This is a genomic window from Bacillus sp. NMCC46, assembly GCF_002998465.1.
GTDB lineage: Bacteria > Bacillota > Bacilli > Bacillales > Bacillaceae > Bacillus.
Genome location: NZ_PVQZ01000009.1, coordinates 37,740 through 62,284, shown reverse-complemented (window position 1 = coordinate 62,284; position 24,545 = coordinate 37,740). Strand labels below are relative to the sequence as shown.

Below are 24,545 nucleotides of genomic sequence, written 5' to 3'. Positions count from 1 at the left end.
ATCAGGTTGATAGGTCTGAGGTGGAAGCGTGGTGACACGTGGAGCTGACAGATACTAATAGATCGAGGACTTAACCTATATTCTAATGTGAAGCATGAACATTGTTATCTAGTTTTGAGAGAACATTCTCTCCATCAGGTTTGGTGGCGATAGCGAAGAGGTCACACCCGTTCCCATACCGAACACGGAAGTTAAGCTCTTCAGCGCCGATGGTAGTTGGGGGTCTCCCCCTGTGAGAGTAGGACGCCGCCAAGCTTTTCTAAGGATCAGTTCCATACGGAACTGGTCTTTTTTGTGTTTTTGAGAGGTTTGACACCATATAAATGTGGAAATAATATTCTTAGTTGAGCGATTATCTTGAAAAATCGATCGAAAAAATTTATAGTAAGGTTAAAGTCAAATATAGTCAAAGTCAATGGAGGAGGAGGCGGAGTGGCACAAAATATTTCTGATATCATCGAGCAGTATTTGAAGGAAGTCTTGGATCAGAATGGTCGAGAAATATTAGAAATTAAGCGCAATGAAATTGCAGATAAGTTTCAATGCGTACCTTCACAAATTAACTATGTTATCAATACACGCTTTACGAGCGAGAGAGGCTATATCGTTGAAAGTAAGCGTGGCGGCGGTGGCTATATCCGCATCATTAAAGTCAAAATGAATGATGAAGTCGACTTATTGAACAACATTATTTCCCAAATATATCATCGTTTATCACAGGCTGCCTCTGATCATATCATCATGCGTCTTGTAGAAAATAATATTTTATCTGAAAGAGAAGCAAAGATGATGATCAGTGTCATGGACCGTTCTGTTTTGCACATTGATTTACCTGAACGAGATGAATTGAGAGCTCGGATGATGAAAGCGATGTTAAATGCTTTGAAATTAAAGTAAAGCGGGTGAAAAGATTGATTTGTCAAGAATGCAATGAGAGACCAGCCACTTTTCACTTTACGAAAGTTATAAATGGAGAAAAACAAGAAATGCACATATGTGAACAATGTGCAAAAGAAAACAGTGATTCATATGCTATGAGTGGAAACCAAGGTTTCTCGATTCACAACTTATTATCAGGTTTATTGAATATTGATCCTAGCTTTACCACAAGTGCTAATAAGGGATCTTCTATTTTTCAAGAAGCGAGAGAAGTGGATCAATGTCCTAAGTGTGGCTTAACCTTTCAACAATTCAGAAAAACAGGCCGTTTTGGCTGTGCAGAATGCTATCGTTCATTTGATCAGTATCTGAACCCTGTTTTACGGAAAGTCCATAGTGGAAATACAGTCCATAATGGAAAAGTGCCTAAACGGATTGCCGGCAGTCTTCATGTCCGCCGGAAACTTGAGTTGATGCAGCAAGAGCTGAAGCAGTTAATTGAACAAGAAGAGTTCGAAAAAGCAGCGGAAGTTCGAGATCAAATTCGTGCACTAGAGCATGAGCAATCTCAGCAGAGGGAGGGAGATTAACAACATGTCGCTCCAGCATTTTATTCAAGACGCTTTAAGTCAATGGATGAAACAAAAAGGACCAGAAAGTGACATTGTTCTAAGCAGTCGAATCCGGCTAGCACGCAACCTAGAGCATGTTCGTTTCCCAACTCAGTTTTCTCAAGAAGAGGCTGAAGCTGTCCTCCAGCAATTCGAGCAAAAGTTTGCTAGCCAGGAAGTGAAGGACATCGGAAACTTTGTTCTGATTCGTATGAATGAAACGCAGCCTTTAGCAAAGAGAGTACTTGTTGAAAAACATTTGATCAGCCCAAACTTAGCTGAATCAAGATTTGGCGGTTGTTTGCTTTCTGAAAATGAGGAAATCAGTGTAATGCTGAATGAAGAAGACCATATTCGGATCCAATGCTTATTCCCAGGATTCCAACTAGCCAATGCATTAAAAGCGGCTAATCAGATAGATGACTGGATTGAAGAGCAAGTGGATTATGCGTTTTCGGAAAAGCGGGGATACTTAACAAGCTGTCCAACTAATGTAGGTACAGGTATTAGGGCATCGGTCATGATGCATTTACCAGCTTTAGCCCTCACAAGACAAATGAATCGGATTATTCCGGCCATTAATCAATTAGGTCTTGTAGTCAGAGGAATTTATGGTGAAGGCAGCGAAGCAATAGGGAACATCTTTCAAATTTCAAATCAAATGACACTTGGTCAATCAGAAGAAGATATTGTAGACGACTTAAATAGTGTGACCGCTCAGCTCATTGAACAAGAGCGGTCTGCACGAAAGGCGTTATATCAAACATCTCAAATTGAACTTGAGGACAGAGTGTACCGTTCCTTAGGGATATTGTCCAATTGTCGTATGATTGAATCAAAGGAAACAGCAAAGTGTTTGTCAGATGTGCGGCTTGGAATTGATTTAGGTATCATTAAGGGGCTTTCAAGTAATATACTGAATGAACTCATGATTTTGACTCAGCCTGGCTTTCTTCAACAGTACTCAGGAGGAGCTTTGGAGCCAAATGAACGAGATATAAAACGAGCAGCGATTATTAGAGAAAGGCTGCGTTTAGAAATGCATAGGAATGGACAGGAGGATGAAACGATATGATGTTTGGAAGATTCACTGAAAGAGCTCAAAAGGTATTAGCACTTGCACAAGAAGAAGCCATTCGCCTAGGCCATAAGAACATTGGTACTGAGCACATTTTACTTGGTCTAGTACGTGAGGGTGAGGGCATCGCCGCAAAAGCGTTAGAAGCACTGGGCCTTGTTTCAGATAAAATCCAAAAAGAAGTCGAAAGCTTGATTGGAAGAGGGCAAGAGGTGTCTCAAGCTATTCCTCATTATACGCCTAGAGCGAAGAAGGTCACTGAGCTTTCAATGGATGAAGCAAGAAAGCTAGGTCATTCCTATGTAGGGACAGAACATATTCTATTAGGTCTTATTCGCGAGGGAGAGGGTGTAGCTGCCCGCGTTTTAAATAACCTCGGAGTGAGCTTAAATAAAGCACGTCAGCAAGTTCTGCAGCTGCTTGGCAGCAATGAAACAGGTGCATCTGCCGCTGGCTCTAACAGCAATGCAAATACACCAACATTAGATAGCTTGGCAAGAGATTTAACAGCTATTGCGAAAGAAGACAGCTTGGACCCTGTCATTGGAAGAAGCAAAGAAATTCAGCGTGTCATTGAGGTCCTAAGCAGAAGAACAAAAAATAACCCTGTGCTGATTGGTGAGCCTGGTGTTGGTAAAACAGCCATCGCTGAAGGTCTTGCGCAGCAAATTATTCATAATGAAGTGCCTGAAATCCTGCGCGATAAACGAGTGATGACACTTGATATGGGAACCGTTGTAGCGGGAACGAAATATCGTGGTGAATTTGAGGATCGTTTGAAAAAAGTCATGGATGAAATTCGTCAGGCAGGAAATATCATTCTCTTCATTGATGAGCTTCATACACTCATTGGTGCTGGTGGAGCAGAGGGTGCGATTGACGCATCTAATATTCTCAAACCATCCTTAGCACGTGGAGAGCTTCAATGTATCGGGGCGACAACGTTAGATGAGTACCGTAAATATATTGAAAAGGATGCTGCGCTTGAACGACGTTTCCAGCCAATTCAAGTGGATCAGCCATCTGTTGATGAAAGTATTCAAATCTTAAGAGGACTTAGAGATCGTTATGAGGCACATCACCGTGTGTCCATTACGGATGAAGCGATTGAGGCGGCGGTGAAGCTGTCTGACCGTTATATTTCTGATCGTTTCCTTCCAGATAAGGCGATTGATTTAATTGATGAGGCAGGTTCGAAAGTCCGCTTACGTTCTTTCACAACACCGCCTAACCTAAAAGAACTAGAGCAAAAGCTCGATGAAGTACGCAAGGAAAAGGATGCTGCTGTTCAAAGTCAGGAATTTGAAAAAGCAGCTTCTCTTCGCGATACGGAACAGCGTTTGCGTGAAAAAGTAGAAGTCACAAAGAAATCTTGGAAAGAAAAGCAAGGACAGGAGAATTCAGAGGTATCAGTGGATGATATCGCAATGGTTGTCTCTAGCTGGACGGGAGTGCCTGTTTCAAAAATTGCACAAACAGAAACAGATAAGCTTCTCAATATGGAACAATTGCTCCATTCTCGTGTGATCGGGCAGGATGAAGCGGTTGTCGCTGTAGCAAAAGCTGTGAGACGTGCGCGTGCTGGCCTAAAAGATCCAAAACGTCCAATCGGCTCCTTTATCTTCTTAGGCCCAACAGGGGTTGGTAAAACGGAGCTTGCAAGAGCACTCGCAGAGTCTATTTTCGGTGATGAAGAAGCGATGATCCGTATTGATATGTCTGAATACATGGAAAAACACTCTACATCTAGACTTGTTGGGTCACCTCCAGGCTATGTTGGCTATGAAGAAGGCGGTCAACTGACTGAAAAAGTGAGAAGAAAACCTTATTCTGTTGTGCTTTTAGACGAGATTGAAAAGGCACATCCAGATGTATTCAACATTTTGCTACAAGTGTTAGAAGATGGGCGTCTGACTGATTCTAAAGGGCGTACCGTTGACTTTAGAAATACGATTTTGATCATGACATCCAACGTTGGAGCTAGTGAACTGAAGCGAAATAAATATGTTGGCTTTAATGTGCAGGATGAAGGACAAAATTACAAGGATATGAAAGGCAAAGTGATGGGCGAGTTGAAGCGTGCATTTAGACCAGAATTCATCAACCGTATTGATGAAATCATTGTCTTCCATTCACTTGAAAAGAAACATCTAAAAGAGATCGTGTCTCTCATGTCTGATCAATTGACGAAACGATTAAAAGAACAAGACCTTTCAATCGAATTGACGGAAGCAGCAAAAGCGAAGATTGCCGACGAAGGTGTAGATCTTGAGTACGGTGCGCGCCCGTTAAGAAGAGCGATTCAAAAGCATGTGGAGGATCGACTTTCTGAGGAGCTTCTGAAGGGTAATATTGAAAAAGGTCAACATATCGTATTAGATGTGGAAGATGGAGAAATTGTCGTAAAAACGACGGCTGCTACGAACTAATATAGTAAGAAAAAAGTGTGAGGCATACCAGTAAAGTGTATGCCTCCCTTTACTTATTTTCTGACCAGTATAAGGAGTTGTATTCTTCAATCTATGGCTAAGACAAAATCAAAATTTATATGCCAATCGTGCGGTTATGAGTCAGCCAAATGGATGGGGAAATGTCCAGGCTGCGGCACGTGGAACAGTATGACAGAAGAGGTCGTTCGCAAAGAGCCGGCAAACCGTCGAAGCGCTTTTAATCATTCTGTTCAAACCATTCAAAAACCTTCACCTATATCTGCAATTGAAACATCAGATGAACCCCGAATCAAAACGAATTTAGAAGAATTTAACCGAGTATTAGGAAGTGGAATTGTCAAAGGCTCTCTTGTTCTCATTGGCGGAGATCCTGGGATTGGGAAGTCCACATTATTATTACAAGTATCAGCACAGCTCTCAGACAAAAATCAGAATGTATTATACATATCTGGTGAGGAGTCCATTAAACAAACGAAGCTAAGAGCGGACCGCCTCGGCATAAAAAGCACCTCTTTACATGTTTTGGCTGAAACCGATATGGAGTATATAACGTCTGCTATACAAGAGATGAAACCCGCTTTTGTCGTGGTGGATTCGATTCAAACCGTTTATCAAAGCGATATTACGTCAGCTCCTGGGTCTGTATCTCAAGTGAGAGAATGTACAGCACAGCTGATGAAAATTGCCAAGACAAATGGTATTCCAATATTTATCGTTGGTCACGTGACCAAAGAAGGCTCGATCGCTGGTCCACGCCTTTTAGAGCATATGGTGGACACGGTTCTTTATTTTGAAGGCGAGCGTCATCATACGTTTCGTATCTTACGTGCGGTGAAAAACCGATTTGGCTCGACGAATGAACTAGGGATTTTTGAAATGAGAGAGGAAGGACTCACGGAAGTATTAAACCCATCCGAAATTTTCTTAGAAGAACGTTCGGCAGGTGTATCTGGATCGTGTGTTGTTGCCTCAATGGAAGGAACAAGACCTGTTCTTGTCGAGATACAAGCATTAATTTCACCGACAAGCTTTGGAAATCCACGGAGAATGGCTACAGGCCTTGATCATAATCGTGTGTCATTGCTCATGGCGGTTTTAGAAAAACGTGTCGGACTGCTGCTGCAAAACCAAGATGCGTATTTAAAGGTCGCAGGCGGTGTGAAGCTTGACGAACCGGCGATTGATTTGGCCATTGCGGTCAGTATTGCTTCAAGCTTTAAAGACGCAGCGCCGCATCAAGCGGATTGCTTTATAGGAGAGGTCGGTCTGACGGGAGAAGTCAGAAGAGTATCAAGAATTGAACAGCGTGTGCAGGAAGCTGCGAAACTAGGATTTAAGCGAATGTTTATTCCTCAGGCGAATATAGATGGATGGAAAAAGCCGAGAGGGATTGAGTTAGTCGGTGTAGAAAATGTAGCGGAGGCACTTCGAATTTCACTAGGGGGATCATAGAAATGGAAAAAGAGAAAAAAGGAGCGAGAGAACTCGATCTCTTAGATATCGTACAGTTTGTGGCACCAGGGACACCTCTTCGGGCTGGGATCGAAAATGTCCTGAGGGCCAATACTGGCGGGCTCATTGTTGTTGGTTATAACGACAAAGTCAAGAGTGTTGTAGATGGAGGGTTTCATATTAACTCTGCCTTCTCCCCAGCACACTTATATGAATTGGCTAAGATGGATGGAGCCATTATTTTAAGCGATTCTGGTCAAAAGATCTTGTATGCGAATACACAGCTGATGCCAGATGCAACCATCCATTCATCGGAAACGGGCATGAGGCACCGTACTGCTGAACGTGTAGCGAAGCAGACAGGCTGCTTAATCATTGCGATTTCTGAACGGAGGAACGTCATTACCTTATACCAAGGGAATCGTCGTTATACGCTGAAAGATATTGGCTTTATTTTAACGAAGGCCAACCAAGCCATACAAACACTTGAGAAATATAAAACCATTTTAGATCACGCCATTTCTGCGCTAAGCGCCCTAGAATTTGAAGAGCTTGTGACCTTTGGTGATGTATTATCCGTGCTGCATCGTTACGAGATGGTGCTTAGAATCAAAAATGAAATCAATATGTATATCAAAGAGCTCGGAACAGAAGGACATTTGATCCGTCTGCAAGTCAATGAACTGATTACAGATATGGAGCAGGAAGCGGCTTTATTTATTAAAGATTACGTGAAAGAAAAGATTAAAGATCCATATGTTCTGCTTAAACAGCTACAAGATATGTCTAGCTTTGAGCTTTTAGATGACTCCATTCTGTACAAGTTACTTGGCTATCCAGCTTCTACAAATATTGACGAATATGTGTACACAAGAGGCTACAGATTGCTTCACAAAATCCCTAGACTGCCTATGCCAATCGTCGAAAACGTGGTTGAAGCGTTCGGTGTGTTAGATCGAATTATGGAAGCGGATGTACAAGATTTGGATGAAGTAGAAGGAATTGGAGAAGTAAGAGCGAAAAAGATAAAAAAAGGATTAAAAAGACTGCAAGAAAAACATTATATCGACCGCCAGCTATAAGGAGAGAAATTTTTCTTAAACACGGTTAAAAATGGATGAATATGGGTATATTAATGATGCTTTTGTTTTCTGTTGATTATGATAGGAAACTTAAACATATATCAATGTCAGGTGAGGGTGGATTGACAGATGAAAAATAAAGGAGGTGAAGGTATGTTAAAAAGAATCGTTCAGGCGTTTTTTATCATTTTTGGTGCAGTTGTAGGGATTTTTATCATTCCAGAGTTATTTCTGCTGTTAAATGTAAAGGACATACCTTTCATAACAAATGCTTACTCTTCAGCACTAATAGGAGCCGCTGTGTTCTTTATCATCGGCAAATGGTGCACAGGCTATGTGGTTAATTGGGTGAAATGGATCGAGGATTCTCTATTAAAGGCGCCTCTTCCTGATCTTATATCTGGAAGTTTCGGATTAGTATTTGGACTTATTCTAGCATATCTTATTGTAAACGTGATCCCGCTAAACAATATCCCATATCATATTTTTGGTACCATTATTCCGATTTTCCTGGCTTTCTTTTTAGGATACCTTGGATTTCAGGTAGGGTTTAAGAAGAAGGATGAAATGATGGGGCTGTTCTCCCGATCTGCAAAGGTCACCAAGAAAAAAGGAGCAGCTGATGATGAACCTGAAATAGAAGATAAAAAGCTGAAAATTTTAGACACAAGTGTTATCATTGATGGAAGAATCGCAGATATTTGTCAAACTGGATTCTTAGAAGGTGTCATGGTCATTCCTCAATTTGTGCTCGAGGAATTACAGCATATTGCAGACTCTTCTGATGTATTAAAGAGAAATAGAGGCCGAAGAGGTCTTGATATTTTAAATCGTATTCAAAAAGAATTAGATATCAAAGTTGAAATTTATGAAGGTGACTTTGAAGACATTCAAGAGGTTGATAGCAAGCTTGTGAAGCTCGCTAAATTAACTTCAGGTGTTGTTGTGACAAATGATTTTAATTTAAATAAAGTATGCGAACTTCAAAAAGTAGCAGTGTTAAACATCAATGATCTAGCCAATGCGGTGAAACCGGTTGTGCTGCCTGGGGAAGAAATGAAGGTACAGGTCATTAAAGATGGGAAAGAGCATAACCAAGGTGTTGCTTACTTAGATGACGGTACGATGATTGTGGTCGAAGAAGGACGCAATTACATTGGAAAAGACATCGATGTGCTCGTCACAAGTGTGCTGCAGACTGCTGCTGGAAGAATGATTTTTGCGAAGCCAAAACTTCTGGAGAAGGCGCTCTAAAGGGAGAACGAACATGTATTATGAAGTAGTTATTCCGGCTGCGGGGCAGGGGAAACGAATGAAGGCCGGCCGCAATAAGCTTTTTATTGAGCTGAAAAGAATGCCGGTCATTATTCATACACTAAAGGTGTTTGACGCTCATTCGCAATGCAAACGCATGATCCTAGCGATCAATGAAGAGGAGCGTCAAGACTTTGAAAGGCTACTCAAGGTACACGCTTTTCAAACGCCTGTTTCACTTGTCACTGGCGGTGAAGAACGTCAGCAAAGTGTATACGAAGGATTAAAGGCTGTGAAAGATGCAGACATCGTGCTTGTTCATGATGGGGCAAGGCCTTTTATTAAGCATACACAGATTGACTTGCTCGTTAAAGCAGCGATTGAAAAAGGCTCCGCAGTTGTAGCGGTACCAGTGAAAGACACAATCAAACGCGTTCAAGAAGGCAAAGTGGAACAAACCATTGAACGTCAGAGCTTGTGGGCAGTCCAGACCCCACAAGCTTTTCGTCATTCTATTTTAAAAGAGGCGCATGAATATGCGGAGCGGACCGGCTTTCTTGGAACAGACGACGCCAGTCTTGTGGAACAATTACATGGTGAAAACGTGTATATTGTCCAAGGAGATTACACCAATATTAAGCTGACGACACCGGATGATTTATTGGTTGCCAAGGCAATTATGGATGCGGAAAGAGGGTACTAGATCATGTTGAGAATAGGACAAGGCTTTGATGTACATCAATTAACAGAGGGAAGACCTTTGATTATCGGCGGGGTCACCATCCCTTATGAAAAGGGGCTGCTTGGGCATTCAGACGCTGATGTACTGCTTCACACAGTGGCAGATGCCTGCCTAGGTGCGATTGCTGAAGGAGATATCGGCAGACATTTCCCAGACACAGATCCTGAGTTTAAGGATGCGGATTCTTTTAAATTACTGCAGCATGTGTGGGCACTAGTAAAGGAAAAAGGCTACACACTTGTGAATATTGATTGCACCATCATGGCGCAAAAGCCCAAAATGGCACCTTACATTCAACCAATGTGTGAGAAGATTGCAGAAGCGCTTGAGGCAGATGTCACACAGGTGAATGTGAAAGCAACAACGACAGAGAAACTTGGATTTACAGGAAGAGGCGAAGGAATTGCCTCTCAGGCAACAGTGCTTCTTCAGAAAAAGTGAAATCCATTTTGATGAGAATGGGATTTGATGATAAAATACGTTTATAAAAAATTGGTGTCAGACAACATGATGCAGATGAAAGGAAGTTAAACTCATGGGAAATGAAGTGCGTGTTCGTTATGCACCGAGTCCAACTGGTCATTTACATATTGGGAATGCTAGAACGGCTCTTTTCAACTATTTGTTCGCACGCAGTCAAGGCGGCAAATTTATTATTCGAATCGAAGATACGGATCAAAAGCGTAATGTAGAAGGCGGAGAAGAAAGCCAGCTTCGCCACCTGCAATGGCTCGGTATTGATTGGGATGAGAGCATTGATAAAGATGGCGGCTATGGTCCTTACAGACAATCAGAGCGTAATGAGATTTACAAAAAATATTATGATGAGCTGCTAGAGAAAGACTTGGCGTATAAGTGCTATTGTACGGCTGAAGAGCTAGAGGAAGAGCGTGAAGCACAAATCGCCCGAAGTGAAATGCCTCGATATTCTGGTAAATGCAGCCATTTATCAAAAGAAGAAGAGGACAAGCTGATCGCTGAAGGAAGAGAGCCAAGTATCCGCTTCCGAGTGCCAAAAGGAGAAATCATCAAATTTGACGACATGGTCAAAGGCGATATTTCATTTGAGACAGACGGCATCGGTGATTTTGTCATTGTGAAGAAAGACGGCACGCCAACTTATAACTTCGCTGTAGCAGTGGATGATCATTTGATGAAAATGACTCACATTCTCCGCGGAGAGGATCACATTTCGAATACGCCTAAACAAATCATGATCTTCAACGCATTTGGCTGGGATGTTCCGCTATTCGGACATATGACGCTGATTGTGAACGAGAACCGCAAAAAATTAAGTAAGCGTGATGAATCCATTATTCAATTCATCGAGCAATATAAAAACTTGGGCTATTTACCAGAAGCCCTGTTCAACTTCATTGCACTACTTGGATGGTCTCCGGTGGGCGAAGAAGAACTGTTTACAAAAGAGCAATTCATCGACATTTTCGATGTAAACCGACTTTCTAAGTCACCAGCTCTATTCGATATGCATAAACTAAAATGGGTAAATAACCAATATGTGAAGGCACTTGATCTTGATCAGGTTGTTGCGTTAACGCTTCCGCATCTTCAAAAGGCAGGCAAGGTAAGCGAGCAGCTGACAGAAGAAGAAAACACGTGGGTGCGCAAGCTTATTTCTCTGTATCACGAACAATTAAGCTATGGAGCAGAAATTGTTGAGTTAACAGAGTTGTTCTTTAAGGAGCAAATTGAGTATAATCAAGAGGCAAAGGAAGTTTTAGCAGAGGAGCAAGTACCAGAAGTCATGGCATCTTTTGCTGGTCAGCTTGAACGGCTTGAGTCTTTCACACCTGATGAAATCAAGACTGCTATTAAAGCGGTACAAAAAGAAACAGGGCATAAAGGCAAGAAACTATTCATGCCAATTCGTGTGGCTGTCACAGGACAAACGCATGGCCCAGAACTTCCGCAAAGTATTGAACTACTAGGTAAAGAAACGGTATTAAACCGCATTAAGCAAATATAAGGAAATCGTTGCGAGGGAGAAGTACAATGTTTTCGTCCATCACAGAAAGAGTCTTCACCGGCTGAAAGAGACTTATGGGCAGACGTTGGAAATGCACCCTCAAGACCCTTGAGGAACACGTGTACGTTAGTATGCAAGGGCGGTACCCTCCGTTATGGGATTAAGTTGAGAAGGCTGCAAAATGAGGGCTTTCTAAACAGAGTGGAACCGCGTTTTCAAAACGTCTCTGTCATTTGGCAGAGGCGTTTTTTATTTGTCCAAAAAAGAGAGCAAGTCCTAAGAGAGATTGATGGGGAAGAACGGGGGGAGCATGTGTTTTTCAAAATGCTGAAAGAAGATATTGATACTGTGTTTGATCAAGATCCTGCTGCTAGAAGCTATATTGAAGTAGTGCTAACCTATTCAGGGCTTCATGCGATTTGGGCTCATCGTATCGCGCACGCATTTTATAAGCGTAAGCTGTACTTTCTTGCGCGGATCATTTCTCAGGTCAGCCGGTTTTTCACAGGGGTGGAAATTCACCCTGCGGCAACCATTGGCAGGCGCTTCTTCATTGACCACGGCATGGGAGTGGTGATTGGGGAAACATGTGAAATTGGAGACAACGTCACTGTTTTCCAAGGCGTGACACTAGGGGGAACAGGGAAAGAAAAGGGAAAGCGGCACCCGACCATTTTAGACGATGCCCTCATTGCGACAGGTGCAAAGGTGCTTGGTTCCATTACAGTCGGAAAAGGGGCCAAGATTGGTGCGGGGTCGGTCGTGTTAAAGGACGTACCAGACCATTCCACCGTTGTCGGTATACCTGGGCGAGTCGTCGTTCAAAATGGAAAGAAAATCAATCGTGATCTCAATCATCAAGATTTGCCAGATCCAATTTCCGATCGTTTCAAAGAATTGGAACGAGAAATGGAAAAGCTAAAAGGTGAGCTGGCTTCATTGAGCAGAAAGGAAGAACAATCATGACAATCAATATTTATAATACATTGACACGTAAGAAAGAAGAATTTGTCCCGCTTGAACCAGGAAAGGTCAAGATGTATGTGTGCGGACCAACCGTTTATAACTACATTCATATCGGGAATGCCAGACCTGCTATTGTTTATGACACTGTACGTAAGTATTTAGAATACAGCGGCTATGATGTGAACTTTGTATCAAACTTTACAGATGTGGATGATAAACTCATCAAAGCAGCCAATGAACTCGGAGAAGATGTTCCGACGATTGCTGACCGCTTTATCCAAGCCTACTTTGAAGACGTTAGTGCACTAGGCTGCAAAAAAGCTGACCTTCACCCGCGAGTGACGGAAAATATGGATGATATCATTGCATTTATTGCGACATTGATTGAAAAAGGCTACGCCTATGAAGCGGATGGCGACGTGTATTACAGCACACGCTCCTTTGAAGGCTACGGAAAGCTTTCTCACCAGTCGATTGATGAACTGAAGACAGGTGCTCGTATTCGTGTAGGTGAGAAGAAACGAGATGCACTGGACTTTGCTTTATGGAAGGCTGCAAAGGATCAAGAAATCTCATGGGATAGCCCGTGGGGCGAAGGACGCCCAGGCTGGCACATCGAATGCTCGGCCATGGTTAAAAAATATTTAGGGGATACGATCGACATTCATGCTGGCGGACAGGATTTAACCTTCCCTCACCATGAAAATGAAATCGCTCAATCCGAGGCTTTGACAGGGAAACCTTTTGCGAAGTATTGGATGCATAACGGATATATTAATATTGAGAATGAAAAAATGTCAAAATCACTTGGAAACTTTGTGCTCGTGCATGACATTGTGAAAGAACAAGATCCTGATGTGCTACGCTTCTTTATGTTGTCGGTTCACTACCGTCATCCAATTAACTACTCAATGGATTTACTAGAGAGTACAAAGAGTGCGTTTAACCGACTCAAAACGTCGTATGCTAATTTACATCATCGCCTCGAGAGCAGCACGAATATCACAGAAGACAATGCTGAATGGCTGGCGAAGGTTGAGGAGCAGCGTGCGACATTTATTTCTGAAATGAATGATGACTTTAATACGGCAAATGCAATTTCTGTTTTATTCGAACTTGCGAAACAGGCGAATTATTATATGGAAAATGATCATACTTCGGAGGAAGTGATCAAGGCATTTATCGGCTTATTCCAAGAAATCACGTCTGTTCTTGGCTTCTCATTAGAAGAAAAGCACACGCTTGACGAAGAAGTAGAAGCGTTAATTGAAAAACGCAATGAGGCTAGAAGAAATCGTGACTTTGCGCTATCTGATCAAATTCGTGACCAGTTAAAGAGCATGAATATTGTATTGGAGGACACTCCTCAAGGTACTCGCTGGAAAAGAGGAGAATAGGTCATGTTGAATTTTGAAAAGCTGAAAGACGGTAAACAGTTGAACGGACTTGCGCTTGCTTATATGGGTGATGCCATTTTTGAAGTCTATGTGAGGCATCACCTCCTCCAAACGGGGGCGACAAAACCAAATGAGCTGCACAAACGAGCAAGCAAGATTGTTTCAGCTAAATCTCAGGCAGCTATTTTATTTACGCTTCAGCAGCAAGGCTGTTTCACTGAAGCAGAAGAAGCAGTGCTGAAAAGAGGAAGAAATGCAAAATCAGGCACAGTGCCTAAAAACACAGACGTTCAAACGTATCGTTATAGTACGGCGCTTGAAGCGCTCATGGGTTATTTATTTATTGAAAAGCAGGACGAACGCTTAGAAGAGCTGATTAGTCAGGCGATTGAAATCGGAACGTCAGGGAGGAAGACAAATGAGTCAGCAACATGATTATGTGATTGGGAAAAATGCAGTGATTGAAACACTGAAGTCAGATCGGGAGTTATACAAGCTCTGGATGGCAGAAAACACTGTAAAAGGACAAGCCCAGCAGGTCATTGAACTCGCTAAAAAACAAAATATCACCATTCAGTATGTTCCGAGGAAAAAGCTTGATCAAATGGTAACAGGTCAGCACCAGGGAATCGTTGCACAAGTAGCAGCATATGAATATGCGGAATTGGACGATCTGTATCAAATTGCCGAAAAGCGGAATGAACAGCCGTTTTTTCTTATATTAGATGAAATTGAAGACCCGCATAATTTAGGATCCATTATGCGTACAGCAGATGCTGTAGGTGCACACGGGATTGTCATTCCGAAAAGGAGAGCGGTCGGCTTAACGACAACCGTTGCCAAAGCATCTACTGGGGCGATTGAACATATTCCTGTTGCCAAGGTCACCAATCTTTCAAGAGCTCTTGATGAGATGAAAGAAAGAGGAATCTGGGTCGCGGGAACAGATGCGTCTGCCAAACAGGATTACAGACAATTTGATGGTACGATGCCGCTTGCTCTTGTGATTGGCAGTGAAGGAAAAGGGATTGGCCGATTGATCAAAGAAAAGTGTGATTTTCTGATTAAGCTGCCTATGGCCGGGAAGGTCACTTCGTTAAACGCATCAGTTGCCGCTAGTCTATTGATGTATGAAGTGTATCGAAAACGTTATCCGTTAGGAGAATAGAGATGGACATCCTCTTAGTCGATGGATACAACATGATAGGTGCATGGCCTCGGCTGCAGCACTTAAAGGAAAACAGCTTTGAAGAAGCCAGAGACGTACTGATTCAAAATTTAGCAGAATATCAAGCATACACAGGGTATCGAGTCATTGTCGTATTCGATGCCCATATGGTCAAAGGAATCGAAAAAAAGCGGATCAACCACCGAGTAGAGGTCATCTTTACGAGAGAGAATGAAACAGCTGATGAGCGGATTGAAAAGCTGGCCCAGGATTTGAATAATGTTCGGACGCAAATTCATGTGGCGACCTCAGACTTCACAGAACAATGGGCAATTTTTGGACAAGGAGCTCTTCGGAAGTCGGCTCGAGAGCTTTTGAGAGAGATTGAAGTGATCGAACGAAAGATAGAGACGAGAGTCAAAAAGATTACTTCTGATAAACCAGTATCCAAGATTGAATTGTCAGAAGATGTATTGAAAACGTTTGAAAAATGGCGGCGTGGGAATCTGGAATAGCTTGACGATATTTCAACCATTAATGTATAATATTTCTATCTAGGTGCGGTCGGGGGGATCGAAGTGAATCTAAACAACAGCAAGGATAAATCCATCAGAGAGCAATTTTGCCAGTTGGAAGATGAACAAGTCATTGAAAGGGTTCATGTCGGAGATAGTGATGCGCTAGATTACTTAATAACGAAATACCGCAATTTTGTACGTGCAAAAGCAAGATCTTATTTCTTGATTGGAGCGGATCGAGAGGACATTGTCCAAGAGGGGATGATCGGACTTTATAAGTCTATCCGCGATTTCAGAGAGGACAAGCTTACTTCATTTAAGGCTTTTGCAGAATTATGTATTACCCGCCAAATTATCACCGCAATTAAAACAGCTACTCGCCAAAAACATATCCCGTTAAATTCCTATGTATCATTAGACAAGCCAATATATGATGAAGAATCAGACAGAACATTGTTGGACGTCATTTCCGGTGCTAAAGCGCTTAACCCAGAAGATTTAATCATTAGCAAAGAAGAATTTGATGATATTGAAATGAAAATGGGGGAACTACTAAGTGAGCTGGAAAGAAAGGTACTTGTGCTTTACCTTGATGGCAGATCCTATCAAGAGATTTCTGAAGATTTAAACCGTCATGTGAAATCAATTGATAACGCACTCCAAAGAGTAAAGAGAAAATTAGAGAAATATTTAGAGCTTCGCGAGATTAGTCTCTAATCAAACCTATATTGACAGCTTTTTCGACACTGTGATAAGGTACTAAGGAAATGATGTCGAGAAAATAGGTGTAAATATGAGGAAAAAGATTACTCTAGCCTGTAAAGACTGCGGAAGCCGCAATTATACGACAATGAAAAGTGATGCTTCAGCAGCTGAAAGATTAGAAGTTAAGAAATATTGCAAGACTTGTAATTCACATAAAACACATTTAGAAACGAAGTAAGATTTGCGTTCTTTAATCTGTGGAGGTCATTTACATGCGTATTATCAGTTTCTTAAAAAGTGTCGGGAAAGAAATGAAAAAGGTCAGCTGGCCAAAGAAAAACGAAATGATTCGCTACACAATCACGGTTATTTTAACAGTCGTATTCTTTGCAATCTTTTTCTCTTTTCTTGATATAGGAATCTCACAATTAATCGAATTAATTCATTAATACTTGAATAATGGTCTGCTGAACGTGCTATAATAGATCATAATATGACTTGCCAAAAAACCCGTTTTACGGGTTTTTTCAATTGCTTGAAAATATTTACCGGTACTCGAGATTCGTCAAATAGACATTACGAAATGTGGGGAGGGAAGGACTGAATAGTCCTGAACGAAATGGAAAAGAATTGGTATGTTGTGCATACGTACTCTGGCTATGAAAACAAAGTAAAAGCAAACTTGGAAAAGCGTGTTGAATCAATGGGCATGCAGGATAAAATCTTCCGCGTTGTCGTACCAGAAGAAGAAGAAACAGATATTAAAAATGGTAAGAAAAAAGTCGTCAAAAAGAAAGTATTCCCTGGCTATGTCCTAGTGGAAATCGTGATGACTGACGACTCTTGGTATGTTGTTCGTAATACACCAGGTGTCACAGGATTCGTTGGATCAGCTGGATCAGGCTCAAAGCCGACAGCGCTGCTGCCAGGCGAAGCCGAAACCATTCTGAAGAGAATGGGTCTTGAAGAACGCAAAACAGAAATCGACTTTGAATTGAAAGAAACAGTCAAGGTAATCGACGGACCATTTGCTAACTTCACAGGCTCTATCGAAGAGATTGATTACGATAAAAGCAAAGTCAAAGTATTCGTTAATATGTTTGGTAGAGAAACACCCGTGGAACTTGAGTTCACGCAGATCGATAAATTGTAATTCAAAAGAGCTTGAAATGAGTGTATAGAAGTGGTAATATAGCAAAGGTACGTCTTGAGTTCGCTCAAGATCGCTAGCTAGTTATTTCGTCATTCATATAAAGAATGAAGTTGTTGAGTGGGAGGGGGATTCCCCTATTACCACATCACGGACTTTAAGGAGGTGTGTCTCGTGGCTAAAAAAGTAGTTAAAGTTGTTAAATTGCAAATTCCTGCTGGAAAAGCTAACCCAGCTCCACCAGTTGGACCTGCACTAGGTCAAGCCGGTGTTAATATCATGGGATTCTGTAAGGAGTTTAATGCTCGTACAGCTGACCAAGCTGGTCTTATCATTCCTGTTGAAATTTCGGTTTTTGAAGACCGTTCATTTACATTTATTACTAAAACTCCACCTGCTGCAGTTTTACTTAAAAAAGCAGCTGGTATTGAGTCTGGTTCTGGTGAACCTAACCGTAATAAAGTGGCAACTGTTAAGCGTGATAAAGTACGCGAAATCGCGGAAACAAAAATGCCTGACTTAAACGCTGCTAGCGTTGAATCAGCTATGCGCATGGTTGAAGGTACTGCACGCAGTATGGGTATTGTCATCGAAGATTAATTTATTGTCTTGTTGGGTTGCGAGTTTGGTTTTGACAAGTTCGCAACCCTTATTCGTGGGAGGTTATTCCGCTAAAACCACATAAGGAGGATTTTTATAATGGCTAAAAAAGGTAAAAAGTATGTAGAAGCTGCTAAGCTGATCGAACGTACTAAAGCGTATGATGTAGCTGAAGCTGTTTCTCTTACAAAAAAAGCAAATACAGCGAAATTTGATGCGACTGTAGAAGTTGCTTTTCGTTTGGGCGTAGACCCTCGTAAAAACGATCAACAAATCCGCGGTGCAGTTGTACTTCCTAACGGAACTGGTAAAACTCAACGCGTTCTTGTGTTCGCTAAAGGCGAAAAAGCAAAAGAAGCAGAAGCTGCTGGAGCAGACTACGTTGGAGATTCTGATTACATCACTAAAATCCAACAAGGCTGGTTCGAATTCGATGTGATCGTTGCAACACCTGACATGATGGGTGAAGTTGGTAAGATCGGTCGTGTACTTGGACCAAAAGGTCTTATGCCAAACCCTAAAACAGGAACTGTTACATTCGAAGTAGAAAAAGCAATCAATGAAATCAAAGCTGGTAAAGTAGAATACCGCGTTGATAAAGCTGGTAACATCCACGCGCCAATCGGAAAGGTTTCTTTCGAGGACGAAAAGCTTGTTGAGAACTTTGCAACAATCTATGATACAATCCTTAAAGCAAAACCTGCAGCGGCTAAAGGTGTATACGTGAAAAACGTTTCTGTTACAACTACTATGGGCCCTGGCGTGAAAGTGGATCCATCTTCTTTCTCTGCAAAATAAATCTTGACTTATCACAATCGTTTTGATAATATCAAAATGTTGTAAAATAGAATATGTCCATTTATACCGTAGACAGCAGGGGCCTTATGGCTTAATTAACCCGCCGAGGTGTATATGTCACAGTCTTACGTTAACGTATGCTTGTATATACAGCCTCCATGTCTTAATGGAGGCTTTTTATATGGAGAACCGTTCGTTAGGAACGTGATGGCCTGATCGGTATAAGTGTTACACAAAGAATGTACAGGAGGTGTAACCATGAGCAATGCAATCGATACTAAAAAAGTTGTCGTTGATGAAATTACTTCTAAATTTAAAGACAGTATGTCTACTGTAATTGTAGATTACCGTGGTCTTTCAGTTTCTGAAGTGACTGAACTTCGTAAACAGCTTCGTGATGCTGGCGTAGAATTCAAAGTTTACAAAAATACTTTGACTCGCCGTGCAGTTGAACAAGTTAAACTAACGGGTTTAAACGATTTCTTAACAGGTCCAAACGCTATCGCATTCAGTAACGAAGATGTTATCGCACCTGCGAAAATCATCAACGAATTTGCGAAAAGCCACGAAGCTTTAGAAATCAAAGCTGGTGTCATCGAAGGAAACGTAGCGACTGTAGAAGAAGTGAAGGCTCTTGCGGAACTTCCGTCTCGCGAAGGCTTACTTTCTATGTTGCTTAGCGTTCTTCAAGCTCCAGTTCGTAACCTTGCTCTTGCTACTAAAGCAGTTGCAGAACAAAAAGAAGAACAAGGCGCTTAATGCGTACTTAACGTAAAAAACTTAAAATGGAGGAATTACAAATGGCTTTAAATATCGAAGAAATCATTGCTTCAGTTAAAGAAGCAACTGTACTTGAGTTAAACGACTTAGTAAAAGCAATCGAAGAAGAATTTGGCGTAACTGCTGCTGCTCCTGTAGCTGTAGCTGCAGCTGGTGGTGCCGCTGCTGAAGAGAAAACTGATTTTGATCTAGTACTTGCTGGTGCTGGAGACCAAAAAATCAAAGTTATCAAAGTGGTTCGTGAAATCACTGGTCTTGGCTTGAAAGAAGCTAAAGAACTTGTTGACAACACTCCAAAACCACTTAAAGAAGGTATTGCTAAAGAAGAAGCTGAAGAACTTAAAGCTAAGCTTGAAGAAGTTGGCGCTTCTGTAGAAGTTAAGTAATCTTCGCCTAATCTTTTGGGAAAGCTCGCTTTTACTGGCGGGCTTTTTCTTTTCTATTCTCCTGAAACGATTGAATCCAGAGGAGGTCCATTCATCATGAGTGACCACTATTATACGGAAAAGCCATCAGTGAAAAGCAATAAACAGACATGGGGCTTCACCTTGAGAAACCGTACCTTTACTTTTACAAGTGACAGTGGAGTGTTTTCTAAGAAAGAAGTCGACTTTGGTTCAAGGCTTTTAATTGAAGCTTTTGAAGAACCTGACGTGGATGGCGATGTCTTAGATGTCGGTTGCGGTTATGGACCGATTGGCTTATCGTTAGCAAACGAAATGACGAGCCGCACCATTCATATGATTGATGTGAACGAAAGAGCAGTCGAACTTTCAAAGGAAAACGCTAAACATAATCGCATTGATAATGTCCGCATCTATCAAAGTGATTTGTTCTCGAATGTTCATTCATCAGCTGCTTTTGCCTCTATACTGACCAATCCCCCAATACGGGCAGGGAAGAAAGTTGTACATGCGATCTTTGAAAAAAGTGCTGATCATTTATTGCCGGAAGGTGAGTTGTGGGTGGTTATTCAGAAAAAGCAGGGCGGACCATCTGCGATTGAAAAATTAGAACAGCTCTTTGGAGAAGTCGAGGTTGTATTGAAAAAAAAGGGCTACTATATTATCAAAGCTAAAAAAGTTTGACGCAGTTTCCTAGCTGTGTTAACATTATAAAATGCCAATGTGTATATTTTGCTTGATAGGCTTAAAAAACAACTATTTTGTATAAATTATGCATACTTGGGAAAACTAATAAAATCGGTATTTGTTTTTGGATGTGGTTTTCTTATTTTAGAAACCCTTTTTTCTTTTGTCTTGTAAAAGTATTTCTTTACTGACATTTGAAAGGCTGAAATACTTTTTACACATATAATACGCATGATTTGAGGGGTGAATCAGTTGACAGGTCAACTAGTTCAGTATGGACGACACCGCCAGCGCAGAAGCTACGCACGCATAAGCGAAGTGTTAGAATTACCAAATCTCATTGAAATTCAAACCTCTTCTTATCAGTGGTTTCTTGATGAGGGTCTTAGAGAGATGTTTCAAGATATATCCCCAATTGAGGATTTTACTGGTAACCTTTCTCTTGAATTCATTGATTACAGCCTAGGGGATCCTAAGTATCCTGTAGCAGAATCAAAAGAACGTGATGTAACTTACTCTGCTCCACTAAGAGTAAAAGTTCGTTTAATTAACAAAGAAACTGGAGAAGTAAAAGACCAAGATGTGTTCATGGGTGATTTCCCAATCATGACAGACACAGGTACTTTTATCATTAACGGTGCGGAACGTGTAATCGTTTCTCAGTTAGTGCGTTCTCCAAGTGTATATTTCAGTGGTAAAGTAGACAAAAACGGTAAAAAAGGTTTTACTGCGACTGTCATTCCAAACCGTGGCGCATGGTTAGAATACGAAACTGATGCGAAGGATGTAGTCTATGTACGCATCGATCGCACACGTAAGTTGCCGGTTACGGTTCTTTTGCGTGCTCTCGGCTTCAGCTCTGATCAAGAGATTCTTGACCTCATTGGCGAGAATGAATACTTACGCAACACGCTGGAAAAAGACAATACAGAGAATGCGGATAAAGCACTTCTCGAAATCTACGAGCGCCTCCGTCCTGGAGAGCCGCCAACTGTTGAAAATGCGAAAAGCCTGCTAGACTCTCGCTTCTTCGATCCGAAGAGATATGACCTAGCTAATGTTGGACGCTACAAGATTAATAAAAAGCTTCATATTAAAAATAGACTGTTCAATCAAAAATTGGCTGAAACGTTAGTTGACCCTGAAACAGGTGAAATTCTAGCAGAAAAAGGTCAAATTTTAGACAGAAGAGTTCTTGATAAAGTTCTTCCATACTTAGAAAACGGCATCGGATTTAGAAAGCTTTATCCAAATGGTGGCGTAGTAGAAGATGAAGTAGAACTTCAATCTATTAAGATTTATGCACCGTCTGATCAAGAAGGCGAGCAAGTGATCAACGTGATCGGGAATGCATACGTAGAGGAAGCTGTGAAAAACATCACGCCTTCTGACATCATTGCATCGATCAGTTACTTCTTCAACCTTCTTCATGGTGTAGGTGACACAGATGATATCGATCACCTTGGTAACCGTCGCCTGCGTTCTGTAGGTGAGCTTCTGCAAAACCAATTCCGTATTGGTTTAAGCAGAATGGAGCGTGTTGTTCGTGAAAGAATGTCGATCCAAGACACAAACACGATCACACCTCAGCAGCTGATCAACATCCGTCCTGTGATCGCTTCTATCAAAGAGTTCTTTGGTAGCTCTCAGCTTTCTCAGTTCATGGATCAAACAAACCCGCTTGCTGAATTGACGCACAAACGTCGTCTGTCGGCGCTTGGACCGGGTGGTTTGACACGTGAGCGTGCAGGAATGGAAGTTCGTGACGTTCACTACTCTCACTATGGCCGTATGTGTCCGATTGAAACACCAGAGGGTCCAAACATCGGTTTGATCAACTCTCTATCTTCATTTGCAAAAGTGAATCGCTTCGGCTTTATTGAAACACCTTACCGCCGGGTTGACCCTGAAACAGGTAAAGTGACACCGAGAATCGATTACTTAACTGCTGATGAAGAGGATAACTACGTTGTAGCACAAGCGAATGCTATATTAGGTGAAGATGGTTCGTTTATCGATGATAATATCATTGCTCGCTTCAGAGGGGAAAACACAGTTGTTCCTCGAAACCGCGTTGACTACATGGACGTTTCGCCAAAGCAGGTTGTTTCTGCAGCGACAGCATGTATCCCATTCTTAGAAAACGATGACTCTAACCGTGCTCTAATGGGAGCGAACATGCAACGTCAGGCTGTGCCTTTGATGCAGCCGGAATCACCGATTGTTGGTACAGGTATGGAGTATGTATCAGGGAAAGACTCTGGTGCTGCTGTTATCTGCCGCTACCCTGGTGTTGTAGAACGTGTTGAAGCGAAAAATATTTGGGTTCGCCGCTATGAAGACGTTGACGGACAACAAGTCAAAGGAAATCTAGACAAATACAGCTTGCTGAAATTTGTCCGATCTAACCAAGGGACTTGCTACAACCAGCGTCCAATCGTAAGTGTTGGAGATGAAGTCGTAAAAGGAGAAATCCTTGCAGACGGTCCTTCAATGGAAAAAGGTGAATTGGCTCTAGGACGTAACGTCATGGTCGGCTTCATGACTTGGGACGGTTATAACTACGAGGATGCGATCATCATGAGTGAGCGCCTTGTAAAAGATGACGTCTACACGTCTATTCATATTGAAGAATATGAATCAGAAGCTCGTGATACAAAGCTTGGACCGGAAGAAATCACTCGTGATATTCCAAACGTTGGGGAAGATGCTTTACGCAACCTTGACGAGCGCGGAATCATCCGTATTGGTGCAGAAGTAAAAGACGGAGACCTTCTTGTAGGGAAAGTAACGCCTAAAGGTGTAACAGAACTAACAGCTGAAGAACGTCTATTACATGCAATCTTCGGTGAAAAGGCTCGTGAAGTGCGTGATACGTCTCTACGTGTTCCACACGGCGGCGGCGGAATTATCCACGACGTCAAAGTCTTTAACCGTGAAGATGGAGATGAATTACCTCCAGGTGTAAACCAGTTAGTCCGCGTATACATCGTTCAGAAGCGTAAAATTTCTGAAGGTGACAAAATGGCCGGACGACATGGTAACAAAGGGGTTATCTCTAAAATCCTTCCAGAAGAAGATATGCCGTATCTTCCAGATGGAACACCGATTGATATCATGTTAAACCCTCTAGGGGTACCATCTCGTATGAACATCGGTCAGGTACTTGAGCTTCATATGGGTATGGCTGCACGTTACCTTGGCATCCACATTGCGTCACCAGTATTTGATGGTGCGCGCGAGGAAGATGTTTGGGAAACGCTTGAAGAAGCAGGTATGTCCCGTGATGCAAAAACAGTCCTTTATGACGGTCGAACTGGTGAACCATTCGATAACCGTGTATCAGTCGGAATCATGTACATGATCAAACTGGCTCACATGGTTGACGATAAACTTCACGCTCGTTCAACTGGACCATACTCACTTGTTACGCAGCAGCCACTTGGCGGTAAAGCCCAGTTTGGTGGTCAGCGTTTCGGAGAGATGGAAGTATGGGCGCTTGAAGCTTACGGTGCAGCATACACACTTCAAGAGATCTTAACAGTTAAATCGGATGACGTTGTAGGTCGTGTGAAAACATACGAGGCCATCGTCAAAGGGGATAACGTCCCTGAACCAGGTGTCCCTGAATCATTCAAAGTGTTAATTAAAGAACTTCAAAGTTTAGGTATGGATGTCAAAATCCTATCTGGCGATGAAGAAGAGATAGAAATGAGAGATTTAGAAGACGATGAGGAAACGAAGAAAGCAGACGGATTAGCGTTATCTAATGACGAAGATGCTGCAGACCTCGCACCTGTCGATCTTGAACGTGACGCAGTCACAAAAGAATGAAAC

At 42.0% G+C, this 24,545-nt stretch carries 25 protein-coding genes, 1 rRNA gene and 2 other annotated features; all 26 genes read left to right on the top strand.

All coding sequences use genetic code 11. From position 1 onward, the window contains the following. The first annotated feature begins 139 nt into the window (after positions 1-139). Positions 140-255: ribosomal RNA gene (rrf, locus tag C6Y01_RS18215) — 5S ribosomal RNA — on the top strand. Positions 256-432: 177 nt separating this feature from the next. Then, positions 433-897, top strand: a complete 465-nt coding sequence (locus C6Y01_RS18210) for a CtsR family transcriptional regulator (protein WP_003217184.1) — start codon at positions 433-435, stop codon at positions 895-897. A gap of 14 nt (positions 898-911) precedes the next feature. Next, on the top strand, positions 912-1,469 hold the full coding sequence (gene mcsA / locus C6Y01_RS18205; RefSeq protein ID WP_034665655.1) for a protein-arginine kinase activator protein McsA: 558 nt from the start codon (positions 912-914) through the stop codon (positions 1,467-1,469). 4 nt (positions 1,470-1,473) lie between these two features. Further along, positions 1,474-2,565, top strand: coding sequence for a protein-arginine kinase McsB (gene mcsB, locus C6Y01_RS18200; RefSeq protein WP_034665652.1), 1,092 nt, complete (start codon positions 1,474-1,476; stop codon positions 2,563-2,565). Further along, positions 2,562-4,997 carry an ATP-dependent protease ATP-binding subunit ClpC gene (clpC, locus tag C6Y01_RS18195; protein ID WP_034665649.1) on the top strand — a complete coding sequence of 812 codons (2,436 nt, stop codon included), beginning with the start codon at positions 2,562-2,564 and terminating at the stop codon, positions 4,995-4,997. The genes mcsB and clpC overlap by 4 nt, the downstream gene beginning before the upstream one ends. A 93-nt stretch (positions 4,998-5,090) precedes the next feature. Continuing rightward, positions 5,091-6,470, top strand: coding sequence for a DNA repair protein RadA (radA, locus tag C6Y01_RS18190; protein WP_034620767.1), 1,380 nt, complete (start codon positions 5,091-5,093; stop codon positions 6,468-6,470). Between the two features lie 2 nt (positions 6,471-6,472). Next, positions 6,473-7,552, top strand: a complete 1,080-nt coding sequence (disA, locus tag C6Y01_RS18185) for a DNA integrity scanning diadenylate cyclase DisA (RefSeq protein WP_012008686.1) — start codon at positions 6,473-6,475, stop codon at positions 7,550-7,552. 153 nt (positions 7,553-7,705) lie between these two features. Next, the gene (locus tag C6Y01_RS18180; protein WP_003217214.1) at positions 7,706-8,806 is read left to right on the top strand and encodes a PIN/TRAM domain-containing protein; all 1,101 of its coding nucleotides are present in this window, start codon (positions 7,706-7,708) and stop codon (positions 8,804-8,806) included. A gap of 13 nt (positions 8,807-8,819) precedes the next feature. Further along, the gene (gene ispD / locus C6Y01_RS18175) at positions 8,820-9,509 is read left to right on the top strand and encodes a 2-C-methyl-D-erythritol 4-phosphate cytidylyltransferase (RefSeq protein ID WP_034665643.1); all 690 of its coding nucleotides are present in this window, start codon (positions 8,820-8,822) and stop codon (positions 9,507-9,509) included. Positions 9,510-9,512: 3 nt separating this feature from the next. Beyond that, positions 9,513-9,989 carry a 2-C-methyl-D-erythritol 2,4-cyclodiphosphate synthase gene (gene ispF, locus C6Y01_RS18170; RefSeq protein WP_003216928.1) on the top strand — a complete coding sequence of 159 codons (477 nt, stop codon included), beginning with the start codon at positions 9,513-9,515 and terminating at the stop codon, positions 9,987-9,989. A gap of 94 nt (positions 9,990-10,083) precedes the next feature. After that, positions 10,084-11,535: a glutamate--tRNA ligase gene (gltX, locus tag C6Y01_RS18165; RefSeq protein WP_034665641.1), complete on the top strand. Its 1,452-nt coding sequence runs from the start codon at positions 10,084-10,086 to the stop codon at positions 11,533-11,535. Beyond that, positions 11,535-11,766: a binding site (T-box leader), on the top strand. It overlaps the preceding gene by 1 nt. Before the next feature lie 81 nt (positions 11,767-11,847). Continuing rightward, a complete protein-coding gene (cysE, locus tag C6Y01_RS18160) occupies positions 11,848-12,501 on the top strand; it encodes a serine O-acetyltransferase (RefSeq protein WP_012008691.1) in 654 nt (217 codons plus the stop codon). Beyond that, positions 12,498-13,898, top strand: a complete 1,401-nt coding sequence (gene cysS, locus C6Y01_RS18155; protein WP_003217177.1) for a cysteine--tRNA ligase — start codon at positions 12,498-12,500, stop codon at positions 13,896-13,898. Before cysE ends, cysS begins: the two co-directional genes overlap by 4 nt. Positions 13,899-13,901: 3 nt before the next feature. After that, entirely contained in the window at positions 13,902-14,333 is a 432-nt protein-coding gene (locus tag C6Y01_RS18150; RefSeq protein ID WP_106038591.1) for a Mini-ribonuclease 3, read from the top strand. Further along, a complete protein-coding gene (gene rlmB / locus C6Y01_RS18145) occupies positions 14,317-15,066 on the top strand; it encodes a 23S rRNA (guanosine(2251)-2'-O)-methyltransferase RlmB (RefSeq protein WP_034665632.1) in 750 nt (249 codons plus the stop codon). Before C6Y01_RS18150 ends, rlmB begins: the two co-directional genes overlap by 17 nt. A 2-nt stretch (positions 15,067-15,068) precedes the next feature. After that, on the top strand, positions 15,069-15,581 hold the full coding sequence (gene rae1 / locus C6Y01_RS18140; protein ID WP_034665628.1) for a ribosome-dependent mRNA decay endonuclease Rae1/YacP: 513 nt from the start codon (positions 15,069-15,071) through the stop codon (positions 15,579-15,581). 63 nt (positions 15,582-15,644) lie between these two features. Further along, on the top strand, positions 15,645-16,301 hold the full coding sequence (sigH, locus tag C6Y01_RS18135) for an RNA polymerase sporulation sigma factor SigH (protein ID WP_003217132.1): 657 nt from the start codon (positions 15,645-15,647) through the stop codon (positions 16,299-16,301). Between the two features lie 76 nt (positions 16,302-16,377). Beyond that, positions 16,378-16,527: a 50S ribosomal protein L33 gene (gene rpmG / locus C6Y01_RS18130; protein WP_012008694.1), complete on the top strand. Its 150-nt coding sequence runs from the start codon at positions 16,378-16,380 to the stop codon at positions 16,525-16,527. A 34-nt stretch (positions 16,528-16,561) separates the two neighbouring features. After that, the gene (secE, locus tag C6Y01_RS18125; protein ID WP_003216942.1) at positions 16,562-16,738 is read left to right on the top strand and encodes a preprotein translocase subunit SecE; all 177 of its coding nucleotides are present in this window, start codon (positions 16,562-16,564) and stop codon (positions 16,736-16,738) included. Between the two features lie 170 nt (positions 16,739-16,908). Further along, positions 16,909-17,442 carry a transcription termination/antitermination protein NusG gene (gene nusG, locus C6Y01_RS18120; RefSeq protein WP_003217197.1) on the top strand — a complete coding sequence of 178 codons (534 nt, stop codon included), beginning with the start codon at positions 16,909-16,911 and terminating at the stop codon, positions 17,440-17,442. Positions 17,443-17,613: 171 nt separating this feature from the next. Next, entirely contained in the window at positions 17,614-18,039 is a 426-nt protein-coding gene (rplK, locus tag C6Y01_RS18115; protein WP_003216956.1) for a 50S ribosomal protein L11, read from the top strand. A 99-nt stretch (positions 18,040-18,138) separates the two neighbouring features. Continuing rightward, complete coding sequence (rplA, locus tag C6Y01_RS18110; RefSeq protein ID WP_034665623.1) at positions 18,139-18,837, top strand: 50S ribosomal protein L1; 699 nt, start codon at positions 18,139-18,141, stop codon at positions 18,835-18,837. Between the two features lie 48 nt (positions 18,838-18,885). Further along, positions 18,886-19,026: a sequence feature (ribosomal protein L10 leader region), on the top strand. A gap of 69 nt (positions 19,027-19,095) precedes the next feature. Then, positions 19,096-19,596, top strand: coding sequence for a 50S ribosomal protein L10 (rplJ, locus tag C6Y01_RS18105; protein ID WP_106038590.1), 501 nt, complete (start codon positions 19,096-19,098; stop codon positions 19,594-19,596). 41 nt (positions 19,597-19,637) lie between these two features. Continuing rightward, positions 19,638-20,003 carry a 50S ribosomal protein L7/L12 gene (gene rplL, locus C6Y01_RS18100; RefSeq protein WP_003216952.1) on the top strand — a complete coding sequence of 122 codons (366 nt, stop codon included), beginning with the start codon at positions 19,638-19,640 and terminating at the stop codon, positions 20,001-20,003. Positions 20,004-20,099: 96 nt separating this feature from the next. Continuing rightward, complete coding sequence (locus C6Y01_RS18095) at positions 20,100-20,705, top strand: class I SAM-dependent methyltransferase (protein WP_106038589.1); 606 nt, start codon at positions 20,100-20,102, stop codon at positions 20,703-20,705. A 255-nt stretch (positions 20,706-20,960) separates the two neighbouring features. Then, positions 20,961-24,542 carry a DNA-directed RNA polymerase subunit beta gene (gene rpoB, locus C6Y01_RS18090; RefSeq protein ID WP_003217223.1) on the top strand — a complete coding sequence of 1,194 codons (3,582 nt, stop codon included), beginning with the start codon at positions 20,961-20,963 and terminating at the stop codon, positions 24,540-24,542. The last annotated feature ends 3 nt before the right edge of the window (positions 24,543-24,545 follow it).